The following is a 21809-nucleotide window of genomic DNA, read 5'->3' on the forward strand; positions in this document are numbered from 1 at the left end:
CCGGCCGAGCCGATTGATTCTCGGCCCGGCGCTCGACGGACCGTCGACCGGGCTCGACATATTGGCCAGGTGATTTTTCACTCCGGGGTTCGTACCCGCCCGTATGAAGCGAACGACCCTCCATCGCGTGCTCGCGTTCGCGCTCGGCGCCGGGACCGGCGCCGGACTCTGGCGGCTCGGGACCGAACCCGGCGTCGCGGCGGCCGGCGGGATCGCCCTGCTGGTGCTCGGGCTGGTCGCCTCGCGGCTCGTCCGCGACCATCCCGAGTTCACGAGCGCGAGCGGGAACTGGCGCGACAACAGGTGGAGCGCGGCCGGACAGGTGTTCGTGATCCTCGTCGCGTTCCAGGCGGTCTTCGCCGCCCCGGTCGAGTTCCCCGACGAGGTCGGCCTGCTCGTCGTCGTCCTCGGGACGTACATGGTCGGGTACGTCCTCGGCGGCCTCGACGCGCTGGAGCGTGGGCGGGGAGAGGGGACACGTCAGCCGGCCGGTAACGCGGACCCCGCCGACGACTGATCAGTACGTCTCGACTTCGACGCCCGGCAGCCGTTCGAAGTCGTCGACGTTGCGAGTGAGTACCGGCTCGTCGATGACGACCGCCGTCGCACCGATGATCACGTCGCCGTCGGCCACGGGATTCCCGTCGGTAGCCAGTTCTCCGGCGAGGCGCCCGGCCTTCCGCATCACCGCCGTGTCCGCGGGATGGATCGGCTTCGACTCCAGCACCGCCTCGATCTCCTCGCGTTCGGCTTCCGATTGGTCCGCTCGGCCGACGCCGTAGTAGAGCTCGAACAGCGTCATCGAGGAGATCCGCTGCTGAACGAGGTTCGCTTCCAGCTCACGTGCCCGCTCGACGGCAGCCTCGTCCCCGTTCAGCAGGTCGATGAGAAACGCGGTGTCGAGTAGCACTCACGACCCACCCAGATCGTCGGCGATCGTTTCGAGGTCCCGACGACGGCGCTCGCGGCGCTCCTCGACGGCGTCCCGGACGGCGTCGGCTTCCTCGTCGGAGAGGACGCCCGCGATATCCAGCAGCGAGCGCTCGCCGGCCAGCCGGAGCACCACGTCCGAGAACGTCTCGTCCTCGCGCTTGTGCGCGGCGAGGCGCTCGTAGGCGTCCTCCGAGAGCCGGATGCTCTTGGACATATGCATACGGTCGTATGCAGCGCGCAAAAAGCCCTTCGCCGCCCCGGTCGCTACTCGCCGCTCATCGACCGATACTGGTCGCGCAGCCCCTTGAGATACCCCACGGCGAACAGCCGGCCCTTGTCGTGGTAGCCGGGCGAGGCGTTGTCCTCGCCGGCCATCGTCGGGCAGTGGTCCGGCCGCAACGGTCCGTCGAAGCCGATCTCCTCGTAGGCGCGGATGGCTTCGGCCATGTCGGTCGGCCCCTCGTCGTGCCACACCTCAGTGAACGACGCCGCGGAGCCCTCCACGTCCCGGAAGTGCGCGAAGTGGATCCGCTCGTCGAACTCGCGGATGGCCGCCGGCACGTCCGCGCCCATCGCCGCGAAGTTGCCCTGGCAGAGCGTGATCCCGTTGTACTCAGAGTCGTAGAGGTCCATCGCCCGGCGGTAGGCCTCCGGGCTCGTGACGATGCGCTCGACCCCTCGAACGGGGGAGTGCGGCGGGTCGTCGGGGTGCAGCGCGAGTTTGACGCCGGCCTCCTCCGCAACGGGGACGACCTCGTCGAGGAAGTATTCGAGATTGGCCCACAGCTCCTCGGCGGTGGCGCCGCGCAACTCGGGCCCCCGATCCATCTGCTCGTGGTCGTAGCGGGTGACGAGCGAGCCGCCGCGGCCCCGCACCGACCGCGACGTTCTGAGCACCTTCAGCGGCGCCATCCAGACGTAACACCACACGTCGATGCCGACCCGGCCCATGTTCCGCAGCAGGGTCTTGACCGTCTCGATCTGTTCGTCGCGGCCGTCGCGGCCGAGGATGGCGTCGTCCAGCGGCGGCCGGTCCTCGATCACGGCGAGGTTCAGGCCGGCGTCCGCGAACCGGTTTTTCAGTTCGAGCAGCGGTTCGAACGCCCAGGGGTCGCCGTCGGCGCCGCGCGGGAGCCCCGAGACCGCTTTCGAGAGCCCCATCTGCTTCGCCAGGTCCCACCGCTCGGTGGGCTCGGTCGACATGAAGACCGTGTAGTCCATACCACCGCCTGCGACGGGCGGGGCAAAACCGTTCGGTTGGTCGCGGTTCGCTCCGGTTTCGGGCGGTGCGAGCGGCGGACCGGCCGCTCGGCGCGTTCGGGTCAGGCCGTGTCCTCGGAGACGCGGTCGACGAGGTAGACGTCGGCGTCGGGGTTCTGGTCGGCGTCCTGGACGATGTCGCCGCGGTCGCCGGCGCCGGCCAGCGCCTCCCGCGCGGTCGGGCGGTCGACCCGCCCCACGAGCTGGAGCGCCTGGAGGACGGCGGGTTTCGGCACGCCCTCGCCGGGGCCGCCCAGTTCCAGGTCCGCGAGGTACTCGGGCTCCTCGTCCTGGATGAACGCGACGTACTCGGCCACATCGGTCGATCCGCCGAGCTCTTCGTGCCAGGACTCCGGGAACAGGCTGATCCGGCCGTCGTCGATGTCGTCGCCGATCTCGTAGTAGCCGGCGCCCGCCCAGCGGTCGGCGTCGGTGGTGTGCTCGTCCACGTCGGCGAGGAACGCCTGCTTGTCGAAGGCGTAGTCGTCGCGGGTTGCCAGTTCCTCCGCGTACGCCTCGATGGTCTCCCGTTCGACGCCCGCGCCGTCGTGGTGACGCTCGATCAGTTCGACCAGGTCGCGTGTGCCCATCGACTCCCCCTCGCGGACCGCCTCCTCGACGGCCGCCTGATTCGGTTCGGTCACGTGGCCGGTTCGGCCCTCGGGCGAATAAGTCGCCGGCCGGCGATCGAATGGCGGACGATGGGCGCGGTCCCCGTCGGCCGACTCGCGGCCGACTCCGACGCCCGGACGGACGCGACTAAGTACGAGCGAGCGAAAGCGACGGCAATGCCGAACGCGCTGGTCGTCGCCGACGACCTGACGGGGGCGACGGACACCGGCCACGGCTTCGCCGCACGCGGGCGGGGCGTCCGCGTCCGGCGGTCGGTCGACGGCGACACCGCCGCCGACTCCGAGACCGACCCCGGTGGAACCGAGACGGACGTGCTCGTCGTCGACACCGACAGCCGCGACGCCGACCCCGAGGCGGCCGCGACGGCGGTGGCCCGGGCGGTCGAGACGCACCCTGCCCCCCTCGTCTACAAGAAGGTCGACTCGACGCTGCGCGGGAACGTCGTCGCCGAGGTCGACGCGGCGCTGGCGGCGACCGGGGCCGCCCTGGCCGTCGTCGCGCCGGCGTTCCCGGCGACCGGCCGCACCACCGAGGGCGGGCGCCACCTCGTCGACGGCACCCCCCTCTCAGAGGCGGGCTACGGCGTCGCCGAGTCGGACCTCCGCGAGCTGTTCGCCGGCTCGGAGTTCCCCCTCGCGCACCTCGACACCGACACCGTCGACGCCGGACCGTCGGCGGTCGCGGCCCGGCTGGCCGACCCCGCCGCGGACGAGCGACCGACCCTCGCGGTCTGTGACGCACTGAGCGACGACCACCTCGAAGCGGTCGCGGCGGGCGCGGCGTCGCCGGACCTGAATCCCCTCTACGTCGGCAGCGGCGGCCTCGCAGCGCACGTCGACGTGTCCGGCGAGTCGCCCGGCTCCCCGCCGGCCGTCTCGACCGACCCCCGGCGGTCGGGCGTGCTGGGGGTCGTCGGGAGCGTCAACGAGCGGACGCTCGCACAACTGGCGGCGGTCGACGACGAGGCGGTCGTCGCCCTCGACCCCGCGGCGGCCGTCCGCGACCCGGACTCGGCCGGTCGCGCGGCCGCCGAGTCGCTGGGGGTGTTGCTCGACTGGCACGACCGGGCGGTCGTCACAGCCGCGACGGAACCGGCGGACGTGACCGCGGCCGAGCGGGCGGCCGACGAGATCGCGGGGGACGGGGCGGACGCCGACAGCCTCGCGGCCGACCGGGTCTCCGCGGCGCTGGCCGCCGCCGCGCGGGCGACCGTCGAGGCGTCTCCGCCCGCCGGCCTCGTCCTCACCGGCGGCGACACCGCGGGCGCGGTGCTGGACGCGCTCGGCGCGGCGGCGGTCCGGCTCGCGGGCGAGTCGGTCGCCGCGGGCGTTCCGGTCGGCGCGGTCGCGGACGGCCCCGCGGCGGGGACGCGGGTGGCGACGAAGGCCGGCGGCTTCGGGACGGAAAGGGTCATCCTCAACTGTCTGGACGCGCTGGGTCGGTAGCATGGAGCGACCGACCGTCGCCGTGACGATGGGCGACCCCGCCGGCGTGGGGGCCGAGGTGGTCGTCGAGGCCTACCCGAGACTGTGCGACGCCGCAGCGCCGCTCGTCGTCGGCGACGCCGACGTACTGCGCGCGGCCGTCGATATCTGCGAGGCCGACCTGGCCGTCGAACCCGTCGACTCGCCCGAGGCGGCGGACGCCGATCCCGCGACGATCCCGGTGGTGGACCTGGGTAACGTCGATGTAGACGATCTGACCTACGGCGAGGTCCGCGAGGCCTACGGCGCGGCGAGCCTCGAGTACGTCGAACGGGCCATCGAACTGGCGACCGACGGGGCCGTCGACGCCATCGCGACCGCGCCGATCAACAAGCAGGCGACCCGCTGTGCGGGGAGCGCGCACGCCGGTCACACGGGGCTGCTCGCCGACCGCACCGACACCGACGAGTACGCGATGATGCTCGTCGAGGGACTGGACAGCGTGGCGTCGGAGGCGCCACGGGCGGACGGAGCCGCCGGCTCCGTCGACGAGACCGCCGACGGCGGGGTCGACGCGGACCTGGTCGTCACCCACGTCAGCACGCACGTCCCGCTGACCGAGGCGTGCGAGCGGGTGTGCCGCGGGCGCGTCCGGACGACGATCGACGTGACCCACGAGGGGTTGCGCGACCTGGGGATCGAAGAGCCCACCATCGCCGTCGCGGGGCTGAACCCCCACGCCAGCGACGGCGGCATCCTCGGCGTCGCCGAGGGCAGCGATATCGAGCCCGCCGTCGCGGACGCCCGCGCGGACGGCCTGGACGTTGTCGGCCCGGAGTCGCCGGACACCGTTTTCGCGCGGGCGGCGGCCGGCGACTACGACTGCGTGGTCGCGATGTACCACGACCAGGGCCACATCCCGATCAAGATGCTCGGGTTCGCCAGCGACGACGCCGTCTCCGGCGTCAACGTCACTGTCGGCCTGCCGATCGTCCGCACGAGCGTCGACCACGGCACCGCCTTCGACATCGCCGGCGAGGGCGTCGCCAGCGAGGCCAGCATGGTCGACGCCGTCGACGTGGCCGCCCGCATCGCCCGCAACCGCGCCGCCCGCGGCGACGCTCCCGCTCCCGGGGGATCCGCCACGGACGCCGGGGGCGACTGATGGACGTCGAGTTCCCCGACGCGGACGCGCTCGCCGGCGCCAACGACCAGGCCGTCGACGACCTGCCCGAGTTCGCCGTGGCCCGCCGCGAGCGCGATCTCGTCTCGGTCGACGACGTGCGGGCGGCGGCGCGCGAGGCGGTCGACGCCGTCGCGGCGTTCGACGACCTCGACGCCGGATCCTCGGTGGCGGTCACCGCCGGGAGTCGCGGGATCGAGGACATGCCGGTCGTCCTGGCGACCGCTGTCGAGCGACTCGACGAGCGGGGGTTCGAGCCGTTCGTGGTCCCGGCGATGGGGAGCCACGGCGGCGCGACCGCGGAGGGCCAGCGCGAGACGCTCGCCGCGCTCGGAGTCACCGCGGAGTCGCTGGGGTGCGAGATCCGCTCGTCGATGGCCGTCGAGGAAGTCGGCGAGGACGGGATGGGCCGGCCGGTCTACGCGGCCCGCGACGCGCTCGACGCGGACGCGGTCCTGCTCGCCAACCGCGTCAAACCGCACACGGACTTCAGGGGCGACGTGGAGAGCGGGCTGGCGAAGATGGCCGTGATCGGCCTCGGCAAACACCGCGGCGCCGAATCCCTGCACAACGCCGCGATCGCGACGGACTTTTCGGACGTGATCGCCGACCGCTACGAGGTGCTCCGGCGGGAGACGCCTGTCGTCGGCGGGATCGCGGTCGTCGAGAACGCCGCCCACCGCGCCGCGCGGGTCGAAGGGGTCGACGCGACCGACGTGCTCGACCGCGAGCCCGAACTGCTCGACCTGGCCAGCGAGCACCTGGCGACGCTCCCGGTCGACGACCTCGACCTGCTCGTCGTCGACGAGATGGGGAAAGACAAGTCCGGCACCGGGATGGACACGAACGTCCTCGGGCGCTACGACTTCCACGGCGAGCGCGAGCCCGAGACCCCCTCGATCACCCGCGTCTACGCCCGCTCGCTGACGGCCCCCTCTCACGGCAACGCCGTCGGCGTGGGGCTGGCCGACTTCGTCCACCGCGACCTCGTGGCCGATATCGACTTCGAGGACACGTACGTCAACATCGCCACCAGCGGCGAGCCCCGCCGCGCGAAGCTCCCGTTCGTGGTGCCGGACGACGCGACCGCCCTCCTGCTCGCCGCCTCGACGACGGGCGTCGCCGACCCCGCCGAGTTGCGCGTCGCGCGCGTCCCGAGCACGATGGACCCCGACTCGCTGGTCGTCTCCGGGCCGGTCGCCGCCGAGCTACGCGAGCGCCCGGACGTGGCCGTCGGTCCGCTGGCGCCGCTCGAACTGTCGAACGGGACGCTGGCGGCGGACCCCTACCGCTGACGCGTCGGCGCCGAGCCGACGGCTCGCCGACTCACTCGCCGTCGTCGAGCGACCACCGGAGTTCGAGGGCGACCGGGTCGGACACGAAGGGGAGCCGCGACTCGTCGGCGTCGACCTCGACGGTGTCCGGCGGCGGGAGCGCAACCGACTCGTCGTCGACGGTGAGGGTCACGCGCTCGGCGTTCGGGAGGTCCCGCTGGAGGTCGTAGACGGTCGCGCGTAGCGCCTCGGCGTCGACGGGGTCGCGTCCGGCGGGCGCCTCGTTCTCGGCCGGGCGGCCCCCGACGACCGGGCGGATGTCCACGTCCCGCGAGCGGTTGCCGAGGACGGCGTTGACCGCGACGCCGACGAGGACGACGAGCCCGCTGAAGTACAGCCAGGTGAGGAAGACGAGCACGCCCGCGAGCACGTCGCCGGAACTCGCCTCGCCGCGGAACCGGACGTAGAACCGGAAGACCGTCTCCAGGACCGTCAGGCCGACGGCGGCGACGGCGACGCCCGGGACCGCCTCGCGGAGGAGCATCTCGGGCTCGTCGGGGAAGACGTAGTACATCGGGAGCAGGGCGACGGCGACCGCGCCGACCTGCAGGAGGCGGCCGACCAGCCAGCCGGCGGGCCCGCCGAACTGGACGGTGCGGTTCAGGACCGCGGCGGCGACGATCACCGCTGCGACGCAGACGAAGACGACGGCGCCGTCGACGAACTGGTCGAGGAGCGTGTTCTCCGCCGAGGACTCGTAGATGTCCGAGAAGGCGGTGTCGAGCCCGCGGAAGATCCGCAGCGTCCCCCAGACGAGCACCGCGACCCCGATCAGGGAGGCCCCCGTCGAGGCCGACTGCAGCTCGCCGACGAGCGCGTCGGCCGCGCCCGGGGTCAGCGCCGCCCGCGTGAGGTCGATGATCCCCTGCTCGATGTCGGAGCGGCCGGCCGCCGAAACGACCGCGAGCACCAGCAACAGCAACGGGAGTATCGAGACGAACGCGTGGTAGGCGATGCTCCCGGCCATGAACGTCACCCGCTCGGTACGCAGCTCGTGGACGACCGCCCGCCCCACTGTCAGCGCCCGCCGGACCCGTCTGTCCATGCCGAGCCCGTCGGAGCGCGGCGGGAAAAACCCCGCTCCGCTCGATGCGGTGAACCGCGCTCACTCCGTTCGCGCGGACGTTCGGTTACATGAAGTCGGCGATGCCGGACTGCTTGTTCGTGTCGTCCTCGAAGACGCGGTTGATCGACCGTTCGAGCACTTCGAGGCGCTGTTTGGTGTAGGTGCGACAGCCGAACTCCTCGGCGACGCGGGTCGCCGTCTCGATGTACTTGTTGACCGAGCCCTCGTGGACGGTGAGGTTGACCTGGCCGCCGCACTCCCGGCAGTCGCCGGTCAGGGGCATCCGCCGGTACTTCTCGCCGCAGTCCAGACAGCGCACGTCCTGCCGTGAAAAGGCGCGCAGGTTCCCGATCAGGTCGGGCAGGAAGTGGTACTCGATGATCCGCTCGGCCACGTCCGTCTCGTCGACGGCGCGGATCTTCCGCGAGAGGTCCAGCTGGGCGTCCATCTTCTCCTCCATCGACCCCAGCGTCTTGTACGCCGAGAGGTCCGGCCCCGCGGCGATGTCGGTGGTGTCGTGGGTGTGGTCGAAGCCCGTGTACTCCTCGTCGGTCCCCAGCGTCGCCTCCGCGATGGTCATGATGTCCTCCACGTCCTCGGGGTCGGCCAGTTCGCGGGTCGCCTCGTAGAACTCCCGGGGGTACTCCCGCATGATGTCGACGTTGTGGGCCTCGTCGTCGATCTCCGCCGGGTCGATCCGCGAGGACATGACGAGGGGCGCGTCCATCGAGTTGTGCGCGTACAGCCAGTTCGCGGTGAAGACTGGGTTACCACCGACCTGCAGGTCGTAGAGGTACCCCTCGTAGTCGACGCGGTCGACGTCCGTGACCCGGAGGTAGGACAGGTCACCGTCGACAAGCGTCCGGATTTCGTCGAGTTTCGCCTCGGCTTCGGGCGGTAGGTCACGCTCGTCGAGCCCGGCAACCATCTCACCGAGTTTCTCCAGCGAGACGTTGTCGCGCCGGAGGAGGTACTTCGGGATCGTCTGTTTCACGCCCTCGATGTCCATTTCGCGGATGTCCATCAGCGCGTCCGGGATCGAGACGACGAGGCTCTTTGGCTGGTAGGTCTCTTCTCCGTTCAAAATCCTGTGGAGCGGATTATCCTCGGCGCCACCGGAGACCGTCACGGTATAGATGTCCTGTCTGTTCCCCTCGCGGTCGGTCTGCTCGGAGACGTTCGCGACGATCCCGAGCCGGTGGAGCAGGAAGACGATCCCGTCTTTCACGTCGTCGCTGGTCGTGTAGAACGCGACCGTGGTGACGTTGTCGTCGGTCCTGTCGCTCCCGTCGCCGGCGACGAATCCGCGTAGGAACTCGATAGCGACCTCACGGGGGGCACGCAGGATACACTCGGGGACGACCTTCTCGCTCGAATCGTACGAGTCTGCGTTCTCGAACCCTATCTCGTAGAGCACTTCGCGGAACACCGCGGGGAATCGGAGCTCGTAGGACCGATTCGACCACCGGCGGCCGGGTTCGATACCGAACTTCTCGGTCGCGATCTCGGCGGCGCGGTCGATGAGTTCCTCGTCGGCGTTGTGGATGCACGGGTTGACGCTCGACGTCGTCCCCTCGGCGACAAACAGCCCGAGGAACCACGCGAAGTCCTCGTCGACCTCGATAGTCCGTCTGATCCCCATAGTTGAACCGGGAAGTCCCACGCACACGTCATCAGGAACCACGAAATTGGTCGTATCGAGGATCGCTTCGAGACGATCGAGCGGGATCTTGTTCTTCGATAGCCGGTGTGATAGGCCCTGATCGAACGCCTGATTCGGAGCGGTCCCGTAGTCCGTCGATTCCCAGACGGTCCGCAACAGGTCCTCGACGCGGTCGTCGATGATGACGTAGGGGTCGTCGACACACTCGGCAACGTCGATCGTCGTCTCGGTCGTCTTGATGCCCAGTTCGCGTGGTGCGACGACGAGGTCGCCGGCTTCGAGGTCCGCACCGGCGACCTCCTCGATCCCGTCGTCGTACCGGAAGAGGCTGTGGTGTTCGGTGATATCGAGCGACCGACCGAACTGGGTCTCGATCCGCAGTAACTCCTCGCCGTCGTCCGCTCGATACCGGATCGCTTTCTCGATCGGCTTCAGCGACGCGTCGTGCCCGTCGTCAAAGGCGTAGGTCTGCCAGCCCTCGGCGTAGCAGGTCCGCTTGCGGAACTTCCCGTCGGTCTCGACCGGCGATTCGAGCTCCTGCCAGAACTCCTCGAAAGTCATGAACCGCACGTCCCCGTCGGGGTCGACGGCCACGAGCCGCGAACCCTCGGCGACGCTCCCGCCCCGCTGGTCGGGGAGGTACTGCCTGCTGAAGTTCAGCAGGCCGTCCATCAGGAGCATGACGCAGTCCTCGTCCCCGTCGCATTGCGCGGCGTGAAGCCCGTTCGCGACGAGACTGTGCGTATCCGCGACCGTGAGACAGTACGTGTGGTCGACATCGGCCGGGACGTACTCGACCCGTTCCACTACTTCAACGTTCGGCGATCCGCCGTCGACGACGGCCCCACAGGCTTCAGCGTCCCCGAGCCCGTCGGGCGACCCGTCGAATCGCGGCAGTTCGTCGCCGGCGGACAGGTCGTGTGCCTCGATCTCTTCTTTCCGACCGTTCCACCGGATCATCGAGTGGTCAGGTGTCACGGTCAGCGATCGACCGCCCTCGGTGACGACGCGAACGAGGTGGTCCGGTGCCGGGTGCTTCGAGACCGCCTCGACCGGCTTCGCCACTTCCCGGCCGTCCCCCGTCAGCGACGGGACGCGTATCTCGCCGTCCAACTCCTCGACGAGCGCGCCGAAGTCGTCCTCCTCCGGGTCGTCGAGTCGCTCCTCGACTAATCGTGCGATGGGTTCGTGGTGCCACTCGCCCGTCCCGTCCTCGTACCACACCTTCGTCTCAGGATGGAAGCAGTTCCTCCTCTTAGCGGCGTGAAAGTACGGATGTGCATATCCGACAGCGGCCGTTGTGAAACCGACAATACGACCAACTGTCGCAGCGCTGGTATGTGGCGCCATCCCGAAGACGAGTTCCCCAACGAGGTCGTCGCGTTCCTCCAGTTCGTAGAAGGGTTCGAGGCCGTAGTACGATTCCAGCAGGTCGTCGACGAAGTCGGCGGTCTTGAGCATGTGCTCGGCGGCGCCCTCCGAGAGGACGACGTCCTGGACGTTCAGCTCGACGAGCTGGTCGTCGTGCTGGAGCGGCTGGCCGTGGATGTCCTCCTGGTACCCGAGCGCCCGGAACGCCTCGGCGGTCACGTCGAGTTCGGAGGGGCGCACCGCCGTCACGGGCAGGTCGGTCATGTCGTAGCGGACGGTCCCGTCCTTGAACGCCGAGACGCCGTGTTTCGCCCGGAGGATGCCCTTCTCCATGGGTTCGGGGGTCTTCTGCTCGGAGGAGAGTCCCTTGACCGCCTTCAGCGCGTCGTAGGCGGTGGGGCGCTCGTTGAGGTTCGCCAGCGCCGACTTGAACTCCGCGTTCACGTCGACGACTTTCGTCTGTGTGGGGCGTGCGAGCGTCTCACAGCGGGAACACTCCGCGCGGCCCGACTCGTCGGGTTCGACCTCGTGGTCGCAGTCGGGGCAGACGTAGACGGCCTCGCAGACGCCCCCGCAGTCCGGACAGCGCGGTTTGAACGTTCGTTCGCCACACTCGGTACACTCCTGGCGGCCGACTTCGAGTTCGACCTTGCCCTGGGAGTCGTCGTAGCTGTCGCCGGCGACGGCGGCGTCGCCGACCTTCCGCTGGGAGCCGCCGGCCTCGCCGATCGGGAAGAGGGTGTGGACCGCCGGCGAGAGGTCGCGCTTCTCGGACTTCTCGGGGCGGCCCATCCGGTTGCCGATGCGGGTGGGCGCCCGCTCGCGCACCTCGAAGGGCGCGATCTCGTTGACCGCGAGGACGGCGTTGGCGCCGTCCTCCGTGGAGGCGGCCGAGGAGTCCAGTTGCGCGTCGCTGGCCTCGCCGCCGCCGTAGGTGCGAGCCCGTTCCGAGAGGTCGTCGGGCGTCCACTCGCGCTCCAGCGAGTCGTCGAACCCGAGCGTCCGCGCGAGCGGGCGCCAGTCCGGGATCACGAGCGTGTCCTCGGTCTGGGTGTGCTCGACGAGCAGGTGTTCGACGGCCTCGCGGACCTCGGCGGAGCGCGGGACCACGAGGTCGCCCGCCGCCGCGGCGCCGGCGTCGCGGTCGTGGCCGTCGGTCGCGGCGTCGTGCTGGGCGGGCGCGGTGTCGTCGCCCGCGCGGCCGCCGTCGTCGGAGTCGTCGGGGTCGCGGACGACGGCGCCGTCCGTCTGTGCGACACGTCCCGCCTCCACGGCGTCGGCCAGCGCGCACACCTCGTCGACGGACAGATCGTGCCAGCAGTAGGTGTACTTGGGGTGCAGCGGCGCGTCGTACTCGTCGGCCCACTCCAGCGTCTCCTCGGCGCTCGGGTCCGATAGATCGACGTCCAGCGAGTCGCGCATCGCCTGCACGTCCGCGCCGGCCGCGTCGAACTCCTGGGCCCACCACTCGACGGTGTAGGACGCGGGCGCCAGCGGGTGGTTGTTCTCGACGAACTCGCCGTAGTTGACGAGGTACTCGCCCAGGTCGATCACCTTCTCGACGCCGTTCCGAACTTCGAGGGCCTCCTCGGGGTCGTCGATCCGGCGGACTTCACCGTTGGCCAGTCGGACGGTCGGCCCCTCGATGGTGTCGACGGGGACGACCCCGGCAGCCTTGCCGGGGCGCTCGGTCTTGATCTGGGTGCCCGTCGCGAGGAAGTCGTCGACGAGGTGCATCGTCGCCGGGTGGACGCCCGCGGTCGCGTTGCCGTGGTTGCGCGCCCGCCCGTAGCGCAGGCGGAAGCCCCCGGCCTCGCTCGGGTGCGAGAAGACCGGCCGTCCCGCGATGAGGTCCCTGAGGAACTTCTTCGACGGTTCGGGACGGGGCGGGCCGGCCGGTTCGTCGGCCTGTTCGTCGCCGTCGGCGTCTCCGTCACCCTCGGCGTCAGCGTCCTCGCCCTCGTCCGCCTCGGCTTCGTCGCCGTCGTCGGCGTCCCCCTCGTCTCCTATGGTGCCGTCGATGAGGTCCTGCAGCCACGGCCAGTCGACCTCGTCGAGATTTCGAGTGTAGCGCTGGATCTTCGGCGCCTTCAGCGCGATCCCTTCGGCCATGACGAGACACATCCCGCCGCGGGCGGAGTTGGAGTCGACCCGTTCGAGGTCTCGATACCCCGACACCTCCTCGTCGCCGGTCGCCTCCCCGTCGAGCATGATCGGCATGTGCTCGGCGATGAATTTGCTCTCTTTCTCCTTCGGGGAGTACTGCAGGCCGGTCTCCTTGTCGTAGAGGTCGATCTCCTCGGCGTAGCGGCCGATCTCGTCGTCTCTCGCCTTGTACTGGTCGATGCCCAGCAGCGCGCGGGCGTAGTCGGCGACGAGCACGGAGAGTGCTTGCGCGGTCCCGCCGGCCGAGCGGATCGGCCCGGCGTAGTAGACGTTGACGAACTCCGTGCCGTCGTCGTTCTCGAGGATCTCGACGCGGTCGATCCCCTCGATGGGGGCAGCGACGACGCCCTCGGTGAGCAGGGCGACCGCCGTCCGGACCGCGCCCTCGACCTTGCCGGCCCGGGAGTCGTAGTCGCCGACCTCGCCGTCGACGAAGTCGGAGACGAGTTCGAGGGCGGCCTCCTCACGGGACATCTCGCCCTCCAGCTCGCGGACGCGCTCGGCGACGCCGTCGATGCCGAGGATGTTCTCGACGCGGTCGGCCATGTCGCGGGCGACCGGGATCTCCACCTCGTCGGCGGGGTCGCCGCCGCGCTCGCGGGCGCGCTCGGCCACGTCGAAGGCCTCGTCGAGCCCGGATTCCAGCCGTTCGAAGTAGCGTTCGTCCTCCGGTTTCATCGTCGTGTCTCCCGGCTCATCTCACAGCGGCCACAGGTCCAGCCCGGTCTCCTCGTCGAACGCCCGCTCCAGCTCGGCGTCGAACTCGCGGACGTACAGCTCCCCGGCGAAGACGGTCGCGCTGTCGAGGTGGCCCGCGAACGCGGTCCCGTCCGCGCGGGACATGACCGCGTGGGTGTGGGCGAACGGCTCGCCGTCCAGCGCGGAGACGTTGCCGACGCAGGCGGCCATCTCCAGCGGCTCGTCGAAGGTCTCGGGGTAGTACGCCTCGTCGTCCTGGTCGTAGTAGAGGATCTCGGCGTCCTGCACGGCGCCGAGGCCGAAGAAAAACGCCGAGTCGACCCCCTCGTCGGCGGCGAAGGCCTCGATCTGCCCCCGCCAGTCGCCCCCGTGTTCCAGGCGGGCGACGAACTCCCGGGCGCCCTCGACTTCCAGGTAATCCATACCCACACCAGCGTGTGGCTCGACAAAAAGCGTTTCCGACCGCCCGGCCCGAGTTCGCACCCACCGTCGGCCCCCGACCGCCCGGATAGCGGCGGGCCGTTCCCCCACCGCCGGGCTTGAAGACGCGGGGATTCGAACGCCCTGATATGGACTTAGACCTGACAGGCGAGACCGCGCTCGTGACCGGCGGCGGCCGCGGCAACGGCCGCGCCATCGCGCTCGAACTCGCCGAACACGGCGCCGACGTGATCGTCAACGACCTCGACGAGGACGTGGCCAAGGACACCGCGGCGACCATCCGCGACCGCGACGACGACAGCGACGCCGTCGGCGTCGCCGCCGACGTGACCGACGAGGCCGAGGTCGAGGCGATGGTCGAACACGGCGTCGAGGAACTCGGCAGCGTCGATATCCTGGTCAACAACGCGGGCGTCGGGAACGCGGGTCCGTTCCTCGACGAGGACTACGACGACGACTTCCGATTCAACATCGAGGTCCACCTCTTCGGGTCGATCAACTGCACCCGCGCCGTCGTCGACGGCATGATCGAGGACGGCTACGGCAAGATAATCAACATCACCTCGATCCACACCAAGAACGCCGTCGGCCAGTCTCCGCAGTACGACGTGGGCAAGTGGAGCCTCCTGGGACTCACCAAGAGCCTCGCGCTCGAACTCGGCCACGAGGGCATCCGGGTCAACGCCGTCGCCCCCGGCTGGGTCAACACCCGCATGACCGAGGGCTTCTCCGAGGCCGTCTCCGAACAGATCCAGGACCTCAACCCCCTGGGCCACTTCGCCGAACCCGAAGACATCGCCAACGGCGTGACCTTCCTCGCCTCGCCCGCTGCGGACTACGTCAACGGCCACGAACTCCGCGTCGACGGCGGCCAGGTCCCCATCCCCGACTGGCGGCTGGACAACCGATAGCGCGGTCGCCCCCTCGATCCCGGTCGCGTTCGCGGACACTCACTCCCGGCCGTGGATCGGCCCGTCGACCGCGCGGAGGTGGCCGCCCGTCCGGCCGTTGCGGACCGCCAGCACTTCCGCCACGACGCTGTGGGCGACCTGGGCGGGGCTCGAACCGCCCAGGTCCAGCCCGACTGGCGCGTAGACCCGCTCGCGGTCCCCGTTCAGGTCGACGCCGTCGCCGGCCAGCGCCGCCCGCAGGCGGTCGAACCGCTCGGCAGGCCCCATCACTCCGATATAGTCGACCGGCGTCGCCAGTAGCTCCCCGAGCGCCACGCGGTCGTCGACGAAGTTGTGGGTCATCAGCACCACGGAGTCGTCGTCCCCGAAGTCGACCGCGCCGCGCAGGTCCCGCGGCGAGGTTGCGACGACCCGGTCGGCCCGCGGGAACCGCTCGTCCGTCGCGCGCCCGCCGCGGAAGCCGACGACAGCGACCCGGAAGCCCGCCGACCGCGCCGACGCGACGACCGGCCGCACGTCGGCGTTGCTCCCGACCACCACCAGCCGCGGCGCCGGCCGCACCCGCTCGACGAACAGCCGGACCGCGCCGCCCCCCGTTTCGACTCGAACCGAATCGGTTCCGTCCACGTCGTCGGGAACGGCCGCGGCGACCTCAGGCGGGAGCGAGCCGACGGCGTCGCCCTCGCCGTCCGATCCGTCCGCACCGGCGGCTCCGTCCGGACTGTCCGATCCGTCCCCGCCCGGGATCCGTCGGTCGCCCACCGCGACCCGGTCGTCGTCGCTCTCGACGGCGACGGCGGCGGTCCGGCCGCCGTCCAGTCCGTCGGCGGGCGCCACGAGCGGCCGGTGGGCCTCGTCCAGCGGTTCGAACAGCACGTCGACGACGCCGTCGCAGCCGACACCGAGGCCCCACGCGTCGTCGTCCCGGAGGTCGAACCGCTCGACGCGGGCTTCCCCGTCGGCCAGCGCCTCGCTCGCTAACTCGACCACCGAGTCGGCGAGACAGCCGGCGGTCACCGAGCCCGCGCCGGTCGCCGTCTTCGAGTCGCGCTCCGTCCCGGGGTCGTCCGCCGGCTCGTCGCCCGCCACGCCGCCGCCGGGGGTGACGACCATCCTCGCACCCGGGCGGCGGTATGCCCGCCCGTCGACGGCGACGACCGTCGCCAGCACCGCCGGCTCGCCCGAGTCGAGACACTCGCGGGCGGCCGCGCGCACCTCGCGTTCGGGCGCCGACCAGTCCGGCGCGGTCGCCGGGTTCTCTCTCCCGTCCGATTCACTCCCGCTCATGCCGTCGGAGCGTCGCCGGCGACCCGTTCGGCGGCCCGTTCGAGCGCGCGGGCGGCGTACGTCTCCAGCAGTTCTCCCCGGAACTCGCCGGAGGCGTACGAGTCCGACCGGAGCCGGTCGGCGTCGATGTCGGCCCGCGCCTCGGCCGCCGCCGCGTCGATACTCTCCGGGTCCAGCGGTTCGCCGGCGAGCGCGTCCTCGACCGAGGGGAGCCGGAGTGCCCGGTCGACCGCCCCGGTCGCGGCGACCCGCGCACTCGAAACGGTCCCCTCGTCGCCGTCCCCGCCCGTGCCGTCGTCCCCGTCACCGCTCATCTCGACGACGGCGGCGACGCCGACCATCGCGTAGCCCGTCGCCGGGTGGGTCTTCTTCGCGTAGGCGACCCCCGCGTCGTCGGTATGTGGGAAGCGGACGCCGGTGAGCAGTTCGCCGCGCTCGACCGCTGTTTCGCCGTCGCCGCGGAAGAAGTCCGTCACCGGCACTTCCCGCTTACCGTCCGGATTTCGTAGCAGGATCGTCGCGTCGCTCGCCAGCGCGGCCGCCGGCAGGTCCGCGCCGGGGTGGGCCTCCGCGAGGTTGCCGCCGACGGTCCCGCGGTTGCGGATCTGCAGGTCGCCGACCTCGCTCGCCGTCTCGGCCACCAGCGGGACGGTCGCCCGGACCGCGGGGGAGTCGGCGACGGTCGCGTAGGTGGTCAGCGCGCCGACGACGGTCCGGTCGTCCAGCGCGTTGACCGCGTCGAGCGCGGGCACGTCGAGATCCACCACCACGTCCGGCTCCCGGCCCTCGGTCTTCATCGCCGGGACGAGGCTGTGGCCGCCCGCCAGGATCTCCACGTCGGCGTCGGCGTGCTGTTCGAGCAGGTCCAGCCCCTCGCTCACCGACTCCGCCCGCTCGTAGTCGAACTCGGCCGGGAACATCTCAGTCCTCCGCCCCCGGTTCGGGCGGAGCGGCCCGCGCGTCGGGTCCGTCGCCCGACGCGGTCGATCCGTCGGCGGATCCGTCGCTCGGCCCGTCCCCGCTCTCGGCGTCCGCTTCGCGCAGCCGCTCGGCGGCGGTCTCGACGGCGTCGACGACGTTCCCGTACCCGGTGCAGCGGCAGATGTTCCCCTTCAGCGCTTTCCGGATCTCCGCGCGGGAGGGGTCGGGATTGTCGTCGAGCAGTTGGTGGGTCGTCGCGAGCATCCCGGGCGTGCAGTAGCCACACTGCAGGCCGTGTTCGTCGTGGAACGCCCGCTGGACGGGGTCGAGCCCCTCGTCGGCGAGGCCGGCCGCGGTCGTCACGTCGCTCCCGTCGGCCTGCACGGCGAGGACCGTACAGGACTTGACGGCGTCGCCGTCCACCTCGACCGTGCAGGCGCCGCACTTGCCGCTCTCGCAGCCGACGTTCGGGGCGGTGTAGCCCAGTTCGTCCCGCAGCGCGTGGACCAGCAGCGTCCGCGACTCGACGGTCAGCGCCTCGCTCGTCCCGTTCACTGTCAGCGTGATGTCGTGTGTCGACATGAGAGGGGGTGGTCGCTTGTCCCGACAACGGCGGCGAGCGAGTAAAGTGTTGGTCCCGGTCGCCCGGAACCGCCCGGATTTCGGGACGACAGCGCGCGCCGGCGGGGACTCACGCCCGCGTCACGGTGTGGTGTCCTCGGCGGGCCCGGCCGCCTCGTCTGGTTCGTCGGTCGCGGCCCCGCTCTCACCGAGCCGGGAGACGAGCACCGCCCGGAGGGTGTGGGGGCTGTGTTCGCGGACGACCCCGAGCAGGTTCGCGGCGAACAGCGCGAAGCCGACGGTGGCGACGGCGCCCGAACCGGCGGTGACGACGGCGGGGAGATCGAGGGCGGTCCCGGCGACGAGGCCGACCGCGCCGAGGGTGACGCAGGCGAAGTCGGCGGCGGCGAGGCGGTCGTCGTAGAGGTCGTCGATCATCGGGACCTGTTCGTAGCCCAGGCGGTCGCTGTAGCGGTGGACCCAGACGATGAACGGGACGACGTGATAGAGGGTCCCGAGGACGACGAAGCCGACGACGCCGAACACGAGCAGGTGGGGCGGGCCGCCGCCGAACAGCGCCGACGGGGCCAGCGGGTCGGCGAGCCAGGCCCGGGCGGCGAGGACCGCCCACGCGGCCATCGCGGCGGCGGCGACGGCGTACCGCGAGAGCATCGGCGTCCGCTCGACGGTGGTCTCGACGAGCTTGCGCCCGAGGACGACGGCGAACCCGCCCAGCGCGACGGCGACGAGCAGGCCGCCGACGCGGGCCAGCGGCGCCGACCCGACCAGCCGCCCCGACGCGAGCGCGAGGACGCCGACCGGGTAGCCGACCTCCTCGACGCGCCGGAGGTAGATGTCGACGCCGTGTAGCTCGGTCTGGGTGAACATCGTAGCGAGCTGGTAGAGCGCGCCCAGCACCGTCGTGAGGACGGCGCCGAAGACGGCCAGCGTCGCGTGGGCGGCGGTCAGCCGGACGCGGCTGACGGGCGAGCCGGCGAGGAAGACCATCGAGTAGTCCATCGCGAGGGCGAACCCCATCGCGGGGACGACGGCGAAGAAGGCGAGCGCGAGCGCGAAGTGGCGCTCGGTCACGTCCCAGGGGCGCGCCCGGGCGAGCGTGCGGCCGACGTTGTAGACGAACACCCAGAACCCGAGCAGCGCGAGGCCGCCGAAGGCGTGGACCCAGCCGACGGCGCCGGTCGCGAACGAGGCGGCCATCCCGGCGACGCCGGCGGCGACGAGCCACAGCTGGGCCGTCGCGAGCCGCCGGGAGTGCAGCGCGACGTTCGACCACACGGGGACGAACTGCACCATCGCGCCCATGATCGTCACGCAGACCCACCCCGCGAGCAGGAGGTGGACGTGCGCCAGGCCGGCAAAGCCCGATAACAGCCCAACCGCGTCGAGGACGCCGACGGCGCCGCCGGCGACCAGTAGCCCCAGCCCCACCAGAAAGTGCCGGAGCGGGACCGTCATCGGGGGCTGGCGGTCGGTGTCGACCTCGCCCGGGATCGCGCTCATGCCCGACCGTACGGACCCCGAACTCGTCGGCTTGCGGCCGAACATATTCGTCTACGATCCGCAGTCGGACACCCGGGCATCACCGGACCGGACATATAAATCGGCTGACGCCCACTGTCCGGTATGGGAGACCGCCGCCCCAACTACGCGCTCGTCCCGTTCCAGCAACACCTCGGGCAGAACGAGGAGAGCCTCGCCGTCCCGTGGGCCGAGTTCGTCGGCGACGAGACCGACGAGCTGACCTTCGAGGTACCGACCGACGGCGCGACCGAGGCCTACCTCGAACTCCAGGCCTACGACGTCGAGGAGTACGGCCACGAGATCCGGGTCAACGACGTCGCTCTCTCCGGGTTCGACATCCCGCCCGCCGACGGCTGGCAGCAGTGGATGGACACGCTCACCGGCATCGACCTCGTCGAGGGCGAGAACACCATCAGGGTCGAGCGCGACACCGACACCACCGACGCGTTCGTCGTCGGCGTCGTCGTCGTCCACTGGAAGGAACCGGTCGACTGACCCCGCGGCGGCCCGGCGCGCGCCCGGCCGCCGCTCGTTTTTCGCCATCGACATATAAACCCCGCCGCTCCCCGCTCGTGGGCGTTGGTACGGTGTCACACACGGGAACCGGGTAGCGGACGCGATATGCCGGTTATCCGGAGATACAGCGGGGCTATCGCGGGGACGGCCGACGGCCTCGAACACCCAAATTTATATAGAAGCACATTCATACTCCGGGATGAACATGAGTCAGCAGCGAATGCAGGGTCAGCCCATGATTATTCTGGGCGAGGACTCCCAGCGGATGAAGGACAAGGACGCGCAGAGCCACAACATCTCGGCGGCGCGGGCGGTCGCCGAGTCGGTCCGCTCGACACTCGGGCCGAAGGGGATGGACAAGATGCTCGTCGACTCGCTCGGCGACGTGACCGTCACGAACGACGGCGTGACCATCCTCACCGAGATGGACATCGACAACCCGACCGCCGAGATGATCGTCGAGGTCGCCGAGGCCCAGGAGGACGAGGCCGGCGACGGTACCACTACTGCTGTCGCCATCGCGGGCGAACTGCTCAAGAACGCCGAGGACCTGCTGGAGCAGGACATCCACCCCACCTCGATCATCCGCGGGTTCAACATGGCCAGCCGGAAGGCCAAGGAGGAGATCGGCGAGGTCGCGACTTCGGTCGACCCCGACGACGAGGAGATCCTCAAGAAGGTCGCCGAGACCTCCATGACCGGAAAGGGCGCCGAGCTCAACAAGGACGTGCTCGTCGACCTTGTCGTCGAGGCCGTCCAGGCGGTCACCGTCGAGGCCGACGACGGCGGTCACGTCCCTGACCTGCAGTACCTCAAGCTCCAGACCCAGACGGGCCGCGCCGTCTCCGAGTCGGACCTTCTGACGGGCGGCATCATCGACAAGGACCCCGTCCACAGCGACATGCCCAGCACCGTCGAGGACGCGAAGGTCCTCCTGCTGGACACCCCCATCGAGGTCGAGGAGACCGAGACGGACGCCCAGCTCAACCTCGACAGCCCCGACCAGCTCCAGGACTTCATCGAGCAGGAGGAACAGCGCCTCCAGGAGATGGTCGAGACCATCAAGGACGCGGGCGCCAACGTCGTCTTCTGTCAGAAGGGCATCGACGACATGGCCCAGCACTACCTCGCCAAGGAGGGCATCCTGGCGGTCCGCCGCGTCAAGAAGTCCGACATCGAGTTCGTCTCCGAGGTGCTCGAATCCCGCATCGTCTCCGACATCGACTCCGTCACGGAAGACGACATCGCGGAGGGCAAAGTCTCCCGCGACGAGGACGACGACCTGTTCTACGTCGAGGGCAGCGGCCACGGCGCGACGCTGCTGCTGCGCGGCTCGACCGACCACGTCGTCGACGAGCTCGAGCGCGGCATCAACGACGCGCTCGACGTCGTCGCTTCCACCGTCGCCGACGGCCGCGTCCTCGCGGGCGGCGGCGCCACCGAGGTCGAACTCGCCGGCCGCGTCCGCGACTACGCCGACTCCGTCGAGGGCCGCGAGCAGCTGGCCGTCGAGGCGTTCGCCGACTCGCTGGAGCTCGTCCCGCGCGTGCTCGCCGAGAACGCCGGCCTCGACTCCATCGACACGCTCGTCGACCTCCGCGCCGCCCACGAGGACGGCGACGAGCACGCCGGCCTCGACGTCCACGAGGGCGAGGTCGTCGACACCTTCGAGGCCGGCGTCGTCGAGCCGGCCCACGCCAAGGAGCAGGCCGTCTCCTCGGCCTCCGAGGCCGCGAACCTCGTCATGAAGATCGACGACATCATCGCCGCCGGCGACCTCTCGACCGAGGGCGACGAGGACGAGGGCGGCCCCGGCGGCCCCGGCGGCGGCATGGGCGGTATGGGCGGCGGCATGGGCGGCATGATGTGAGCCCACTTTCGTACCCACTTTTTCGAGC

Annotated in this window: 18 protein-coding genes; 7 read left to right on the forward strand and 11 right to left on the reverse strand. The window is 70.7% G+C overall.

Features of this window, described 5'->3' with window-relative positions; translation table 11 throughout:
* Positions 1-103: 103 nt before the first annotated feature.
* Positions 104-517, forward strand: coding sequence for a hypothetical protein (locus ACMGFI_RS06960; protein ID WP_436908414.1), 414 nt, complete (start codon positions 104-106; stop codon positions 515-517).
* Here ACMGFI_RS06960 and ACMGFI_RS06965 read toward each other — a convergent pair whose 3' ends face one another.
* The 4 genes from ACMGFI_RS06965 to ACMGFI_RS06980 form a co-directional block, all read right to left on the reverse strand.
* Positions 518-910, reverse strand: a complete 393-nt coding sequence (locus ACMGFI_RS06965) for a type II toxin-antitoxin system VapC family toxin (RefSeq protein WP_436908416.1) — start codon at positions 908-910, stop codon at positions 518-520. It abuts the gene before it with no gap.
* A complete protein-coding gene (locus ACMGFI_RS06970) occupies positions 911-1147 on the reverse strand; it encodes an antitoxin VapB family protein (protein WP_436908418.1) in 237 nt (78 codons plus the stop codon). It lies immediately after the preceding gene.
* 50 nt (positions 1148-1197) lie between these two features.
* On the reverse strand, positions 1198-2154 hold the full coding sequence (locus ACMGFI_RS06975) for a mannonate dehydratase (protein ID WP_436908420.1): 957 nt from the start codon (positions 2152-2154) through the stop codon (positions 1198-1200).
* Between the two features lie 101 nt (positions 2155-2255).
* Positions 2256-2837 (reverse strand): hypothetical protein, encoded by a 582-nt coding sequence (locus tag ACMGFI_RS06980; RefSeq protein WP_436908421.1) that lies wholly within the window; start codon positions 2835-2837, stop codon positions 2256-2258.
* Between the two features lie 144 nt (positions 2838-2981).
* Here ACMGFI_RS06980 and ACMGFI_RS06985 point away from each other — a divergent pair, with 144 nt between their 5' ends.
* From ACMGFI_RS06985 to ACMGFI_RS06995, 3 genes are read left to right on the forward strand one after another with little or no spacing between them, the layout of a single operon-like run.
* Positions 2982-4271, forward strand: a complete 1290-nt coding sequence (locus tag ACMGFI_RS06985) for a four-carbon acid sugar kinase family protein (RefSeq protein WP_436908422.1) — start codon at positions 2982-2984, stop codon at positions 4269-4271.
* A 1-nt stretch (position 4272) separates the two neighbouring features.
* Entirely contained in the window at positions 4273-5415 is a 1143-nt protein-coding gene (gene pdxA, locus ACMGFI_RS06990; protein ID WP_436908423.1) for a 4-hydroxythreonine-4-phosphate dehydrogenase PdxA, read from the forward strand.
* Positions 5415-6728: a nickel pincer cofactor-dependent isomerase, group 22 gene (locus tag ACMGFI_RS06995; RefSeq protein ID WP_436908425.1), complete on the forward strand. Its 1314-nt coding sequence runs from the start codon at positions 5415-5417 to the stop codon at positions 6726-6728. Before pdxA ends, ACMGFI_RS06995 begins: the two co-directional genes overlap by 1 nt.
* Before the next feature lie 31 nt (positions 6729-6759).
* Here ACMGFI_RS06995 and ACMGFI_RS07000 read toward each other — a convergent pair whose 3' ends face one another.
* The 3 genes from ACMGFI_RS07000 to ACMGFI_RS07010 form a co-directional block, all read right to left on the reverse strand.
* Positions 6760-7812, reverse strand: a complete 1053-nt coding sequence (locus ACMGFI_RS07000; RefSeq protein WP_436908426.1) for a YihY/virulence factor BrkB family protein — start codon at positions 7810-7812, stop codon at positions 6760-6762.
* An 85-nt stretch (positions 7813-7897) separates the two neighbouring features.
* Positions 7898-13711 carry an LAGLIDADG family homing endonuclease gene (locus ACMGFI_RS07005; protein WP_436908428.1) on the reverse strand — a complete coding sequence of 1938 codons (5814 nt, stop codon included), beginning with the start codon at positions 13709-13711 and terminating at the stop codon, positions 7898-7900.
* A gap of 21 nt (positions 13712-13732) precedes the next feature.
* Positions 13733-14155, reverse strand: coding sequence for a PPC domain-containing DNA-binding protein (locus tag ACMGFI_RS07010; RefSeq protein ID WP_436908429.1), 423 nt, complete (start codon positions 14153-14155; stop codon positions 13733-13735).
* Between the two features lie 146 nt (positions 14156-14301).
* On the opposite strand from ACMGFI_RS07010, the gene ACMGFI_RS07015 reads away from it, so the two are divergent.
* The gene (locus ACMGFI_RS07015; protein ID WP_436908431.1) at positions 14302-15084 is read left to right on the forward strand and encodes an SDR family NAD(P)-dependent oxidoreductase; all 783 of its coding nucleotides are present in this window, start codon (positions 14302-14304) and stop codon (positions 15082-15084) included.
* A 39-nt stretch (positions 15085-15123) separates the two neighbouring features.
* On the opposite strand, the gene ACMGFI_RS07020 is transcribed toward ACMGFI_RS07015, so the two are convergent.
* The 4 genes from ACMGFI_RS07020 to ACMGFI_RS07035 all read right to left on the reverse strand — a co-directional run bounded on the left by ACMGFI_RS07020 (position 15124) and on the right by ACMGFI_RS07035 (position 19374).
* Positions 15124-16371 (reverse strand): XdhC family protein, encoded by a 1248-nt coding sequence (locus tag ACMGFI_RS07020; RefSeq protein ID WP_436908432.1) that lies wholly within the window; start codon positions 16369-16371, stop codon positions 15124-15126.
* A complete protein-coding gene (locus ACMGFI_RS07025) occupies positions 16368-17291 on the reverse strand; it encodes an FAD binding domain-containing protein (RefSeq protein ID WP_436908434.1) in 924 nt (307 codons plus the stop codon). The genes ACMGFI_RS07020 and ACMGFI_RS07025 overlap by 4 nt, the downstream gene beginning before the upstream one ends.
* Before the next feature lies 1 nt (position 17292).
* Positions 17293-17874 carry a (2Fe-2S)-binding protein gene (locus tag ACMGFI_RS07030; RefSeq protein WP_436908435.1) on the reverse strand — a complete coding sequence of 194 codons (582 nt, stop codon included), beginning with the start codon at positions 17872-17874 and terminating at the stop codon, positions 17293-17295.
* A 120-nt stretch (positions 17875-17994) separates the two neighbouring features.
* The gene (locus tag ACMGFI_RS07035; protein WP_436908436.1) at positions 17995-19374 is read right to left on the reverse strand and encodes a hypothetical protein; all 1380 of its coding nucleotides are present in this window, start codon (positions 19372-19374) and stop codon (positions 17995-17997) included.
* A gap of 123 nt (positions 19375-19497) precedes the next feature.
* On the opposite strand from ACMGFI_RS07035, the gene ACMGFI_RS07040 reads away from it, so the two are divergent.
* Positions 19498-19890 (forward strand): DUF7383 domain-containing protein, encoded by a 393-nt coding sequence (locus tag ACMGFI_RS07040; RefSeq protein ID WP_436908438.1) that lies wholly within the window; start codon positions 19498-19500, stop codon positions 19888-19890.
* Between the two features lie 226 nt (positions 19891-20116).
* On the forward strand, positions 20117-21781 hold the full coding sequence (gene thsB / locus ACMGFI_RS07045) for a thermosome subunit beta (protein WP_436908440.1): 1665 nt from the start codon (positions 20117-20119) through the stop codon (positions 21779-21781).
* Positions 21782-21809: the final 28 nt, after the last annotated feature.

Source organism: Halosimplex marinum (assembly GCF_051414075.1).
Classification (GTDB): domain Archaea; phylum Halobacteriota; class Halobacteria; order Halobacteriales; family Haloarculaceae; genus Halosimplex; species Halosimplex marinum.

Bases quoted from the DNA above. Each gene is read 5' to 3' on its own strand.
- pdxA (WP_436908423.1), top strand. From the start codon at position 4,273: ATGGAGCGACCGACCGTCGCCGTGACGATGGGCGACCCCGCCGGCGTG.
- ACMGFI_RS07000 (WP_436908426.1), bottom strand. From the start codon at position 7,812: ATGGACAGACGGGTCCGGCGGGCGCTGACAGTGGGGCGGGCGGTCGTC.
- ACMGFI_RS06985 (WP_436908422.1), top strand. From the start codon at position 2,982: ATGCCGAACGCGCTGGTCGTCGCCGACGACCTGACGGGGGCGACGGAC.
- ACMGFI_RS07015 (WP_436908431.1), top strand. From the start codon at position 14,302: ATGGACTTAGACCTGACAGGCGAGACCGCGCTCGTGACCGGCGGCGGC.
- ACMGFI_RS06995 (WP_436908425.1), top strand. From the start codon at position 5,415: ATGGACGTCGAGTTCCCCGACGCGGACGCGCTCGCCGGCGCCAACGAC.
- ACMGFI_RS07035 (WP_436908436.1), bottom strand. From the start codon at position 19,374: ATGAGCGCGATCCCGGGCGAGGTCGACACCGACCGCCAGCCCCCGATG.
- ACMGFI_RS07020 (WP_436908432.1), bottom strand. From the start codon at position 16,371: ATGAGCGGGAGTGAATCGGACGGGAGAGAGAACCCGGCGACCGCGCCG.
- thsB (WP_436908440.1), top strand. From the start codon at position 20,117: ATGAGTCAGCAGCGAATGCAGGGTCAGCCCATGATTATTCTGGGCGAG.
- ACMGFI_RS07010 (WP_436908429.1), bottom strand. From the start codon at position 14,155: ATGGATTACCTGGAAGTCGAGGGCGCCCGGGAGTTCGTCGCCCGCCTG.
- ACMGFI_RS06975 (WP_436908420.1), bottom strand. From the start codon at position 2,154: ATGGACTACACGGTCTTCATGTCGACCGAGCCCACCGAGCGGTGGGAC.
- ACMGFI_RS07030 (WP_436908435.1), bottom strand. From the start codon at position 17,874: ATGTCGACACACGACATCACGCTGACAGTGAACGGGACGAGCGAGGCG.
- ACMGFI_RS07025 (WP_436908434.1), bottom strand. From the start codon at position 17,291: ATGTTCCCGGCCGAGTTCGACTACGAGCGGGCGGAGTCGGTGAGCGAG.
- ACMGFI_RS06960 (WP_436908414.1), top strand. From the start codon at position 104: ATGAAGCGAACGACCCTCCATCGCGTGCTCGCGTTCGCGCTCGGCGCC.
- ACMGFI_RS07040 (WP_436908438.1), top strand. From the start codon at position 19,498: ATGGGAGACCGCCGCCCCAACTACGCGCTCGTCCCGTTCCAGCAACAC.
- ACMGFI_RS06970 (WP_436908418.1), bottom strand. From the start codon at position 1,147: ATGTCCAAGAGCATCCGGCTCTCGGAGGACGCCTACGAGCGCCTCGCC.
- ACMGFI_RS07005 (WP_436908428.1), bottom strand. From the start codon at position 13,711: ATGAAACCGGAGGACGAACGCTACTTCGAACGGCTGGAATCCGGGCTC.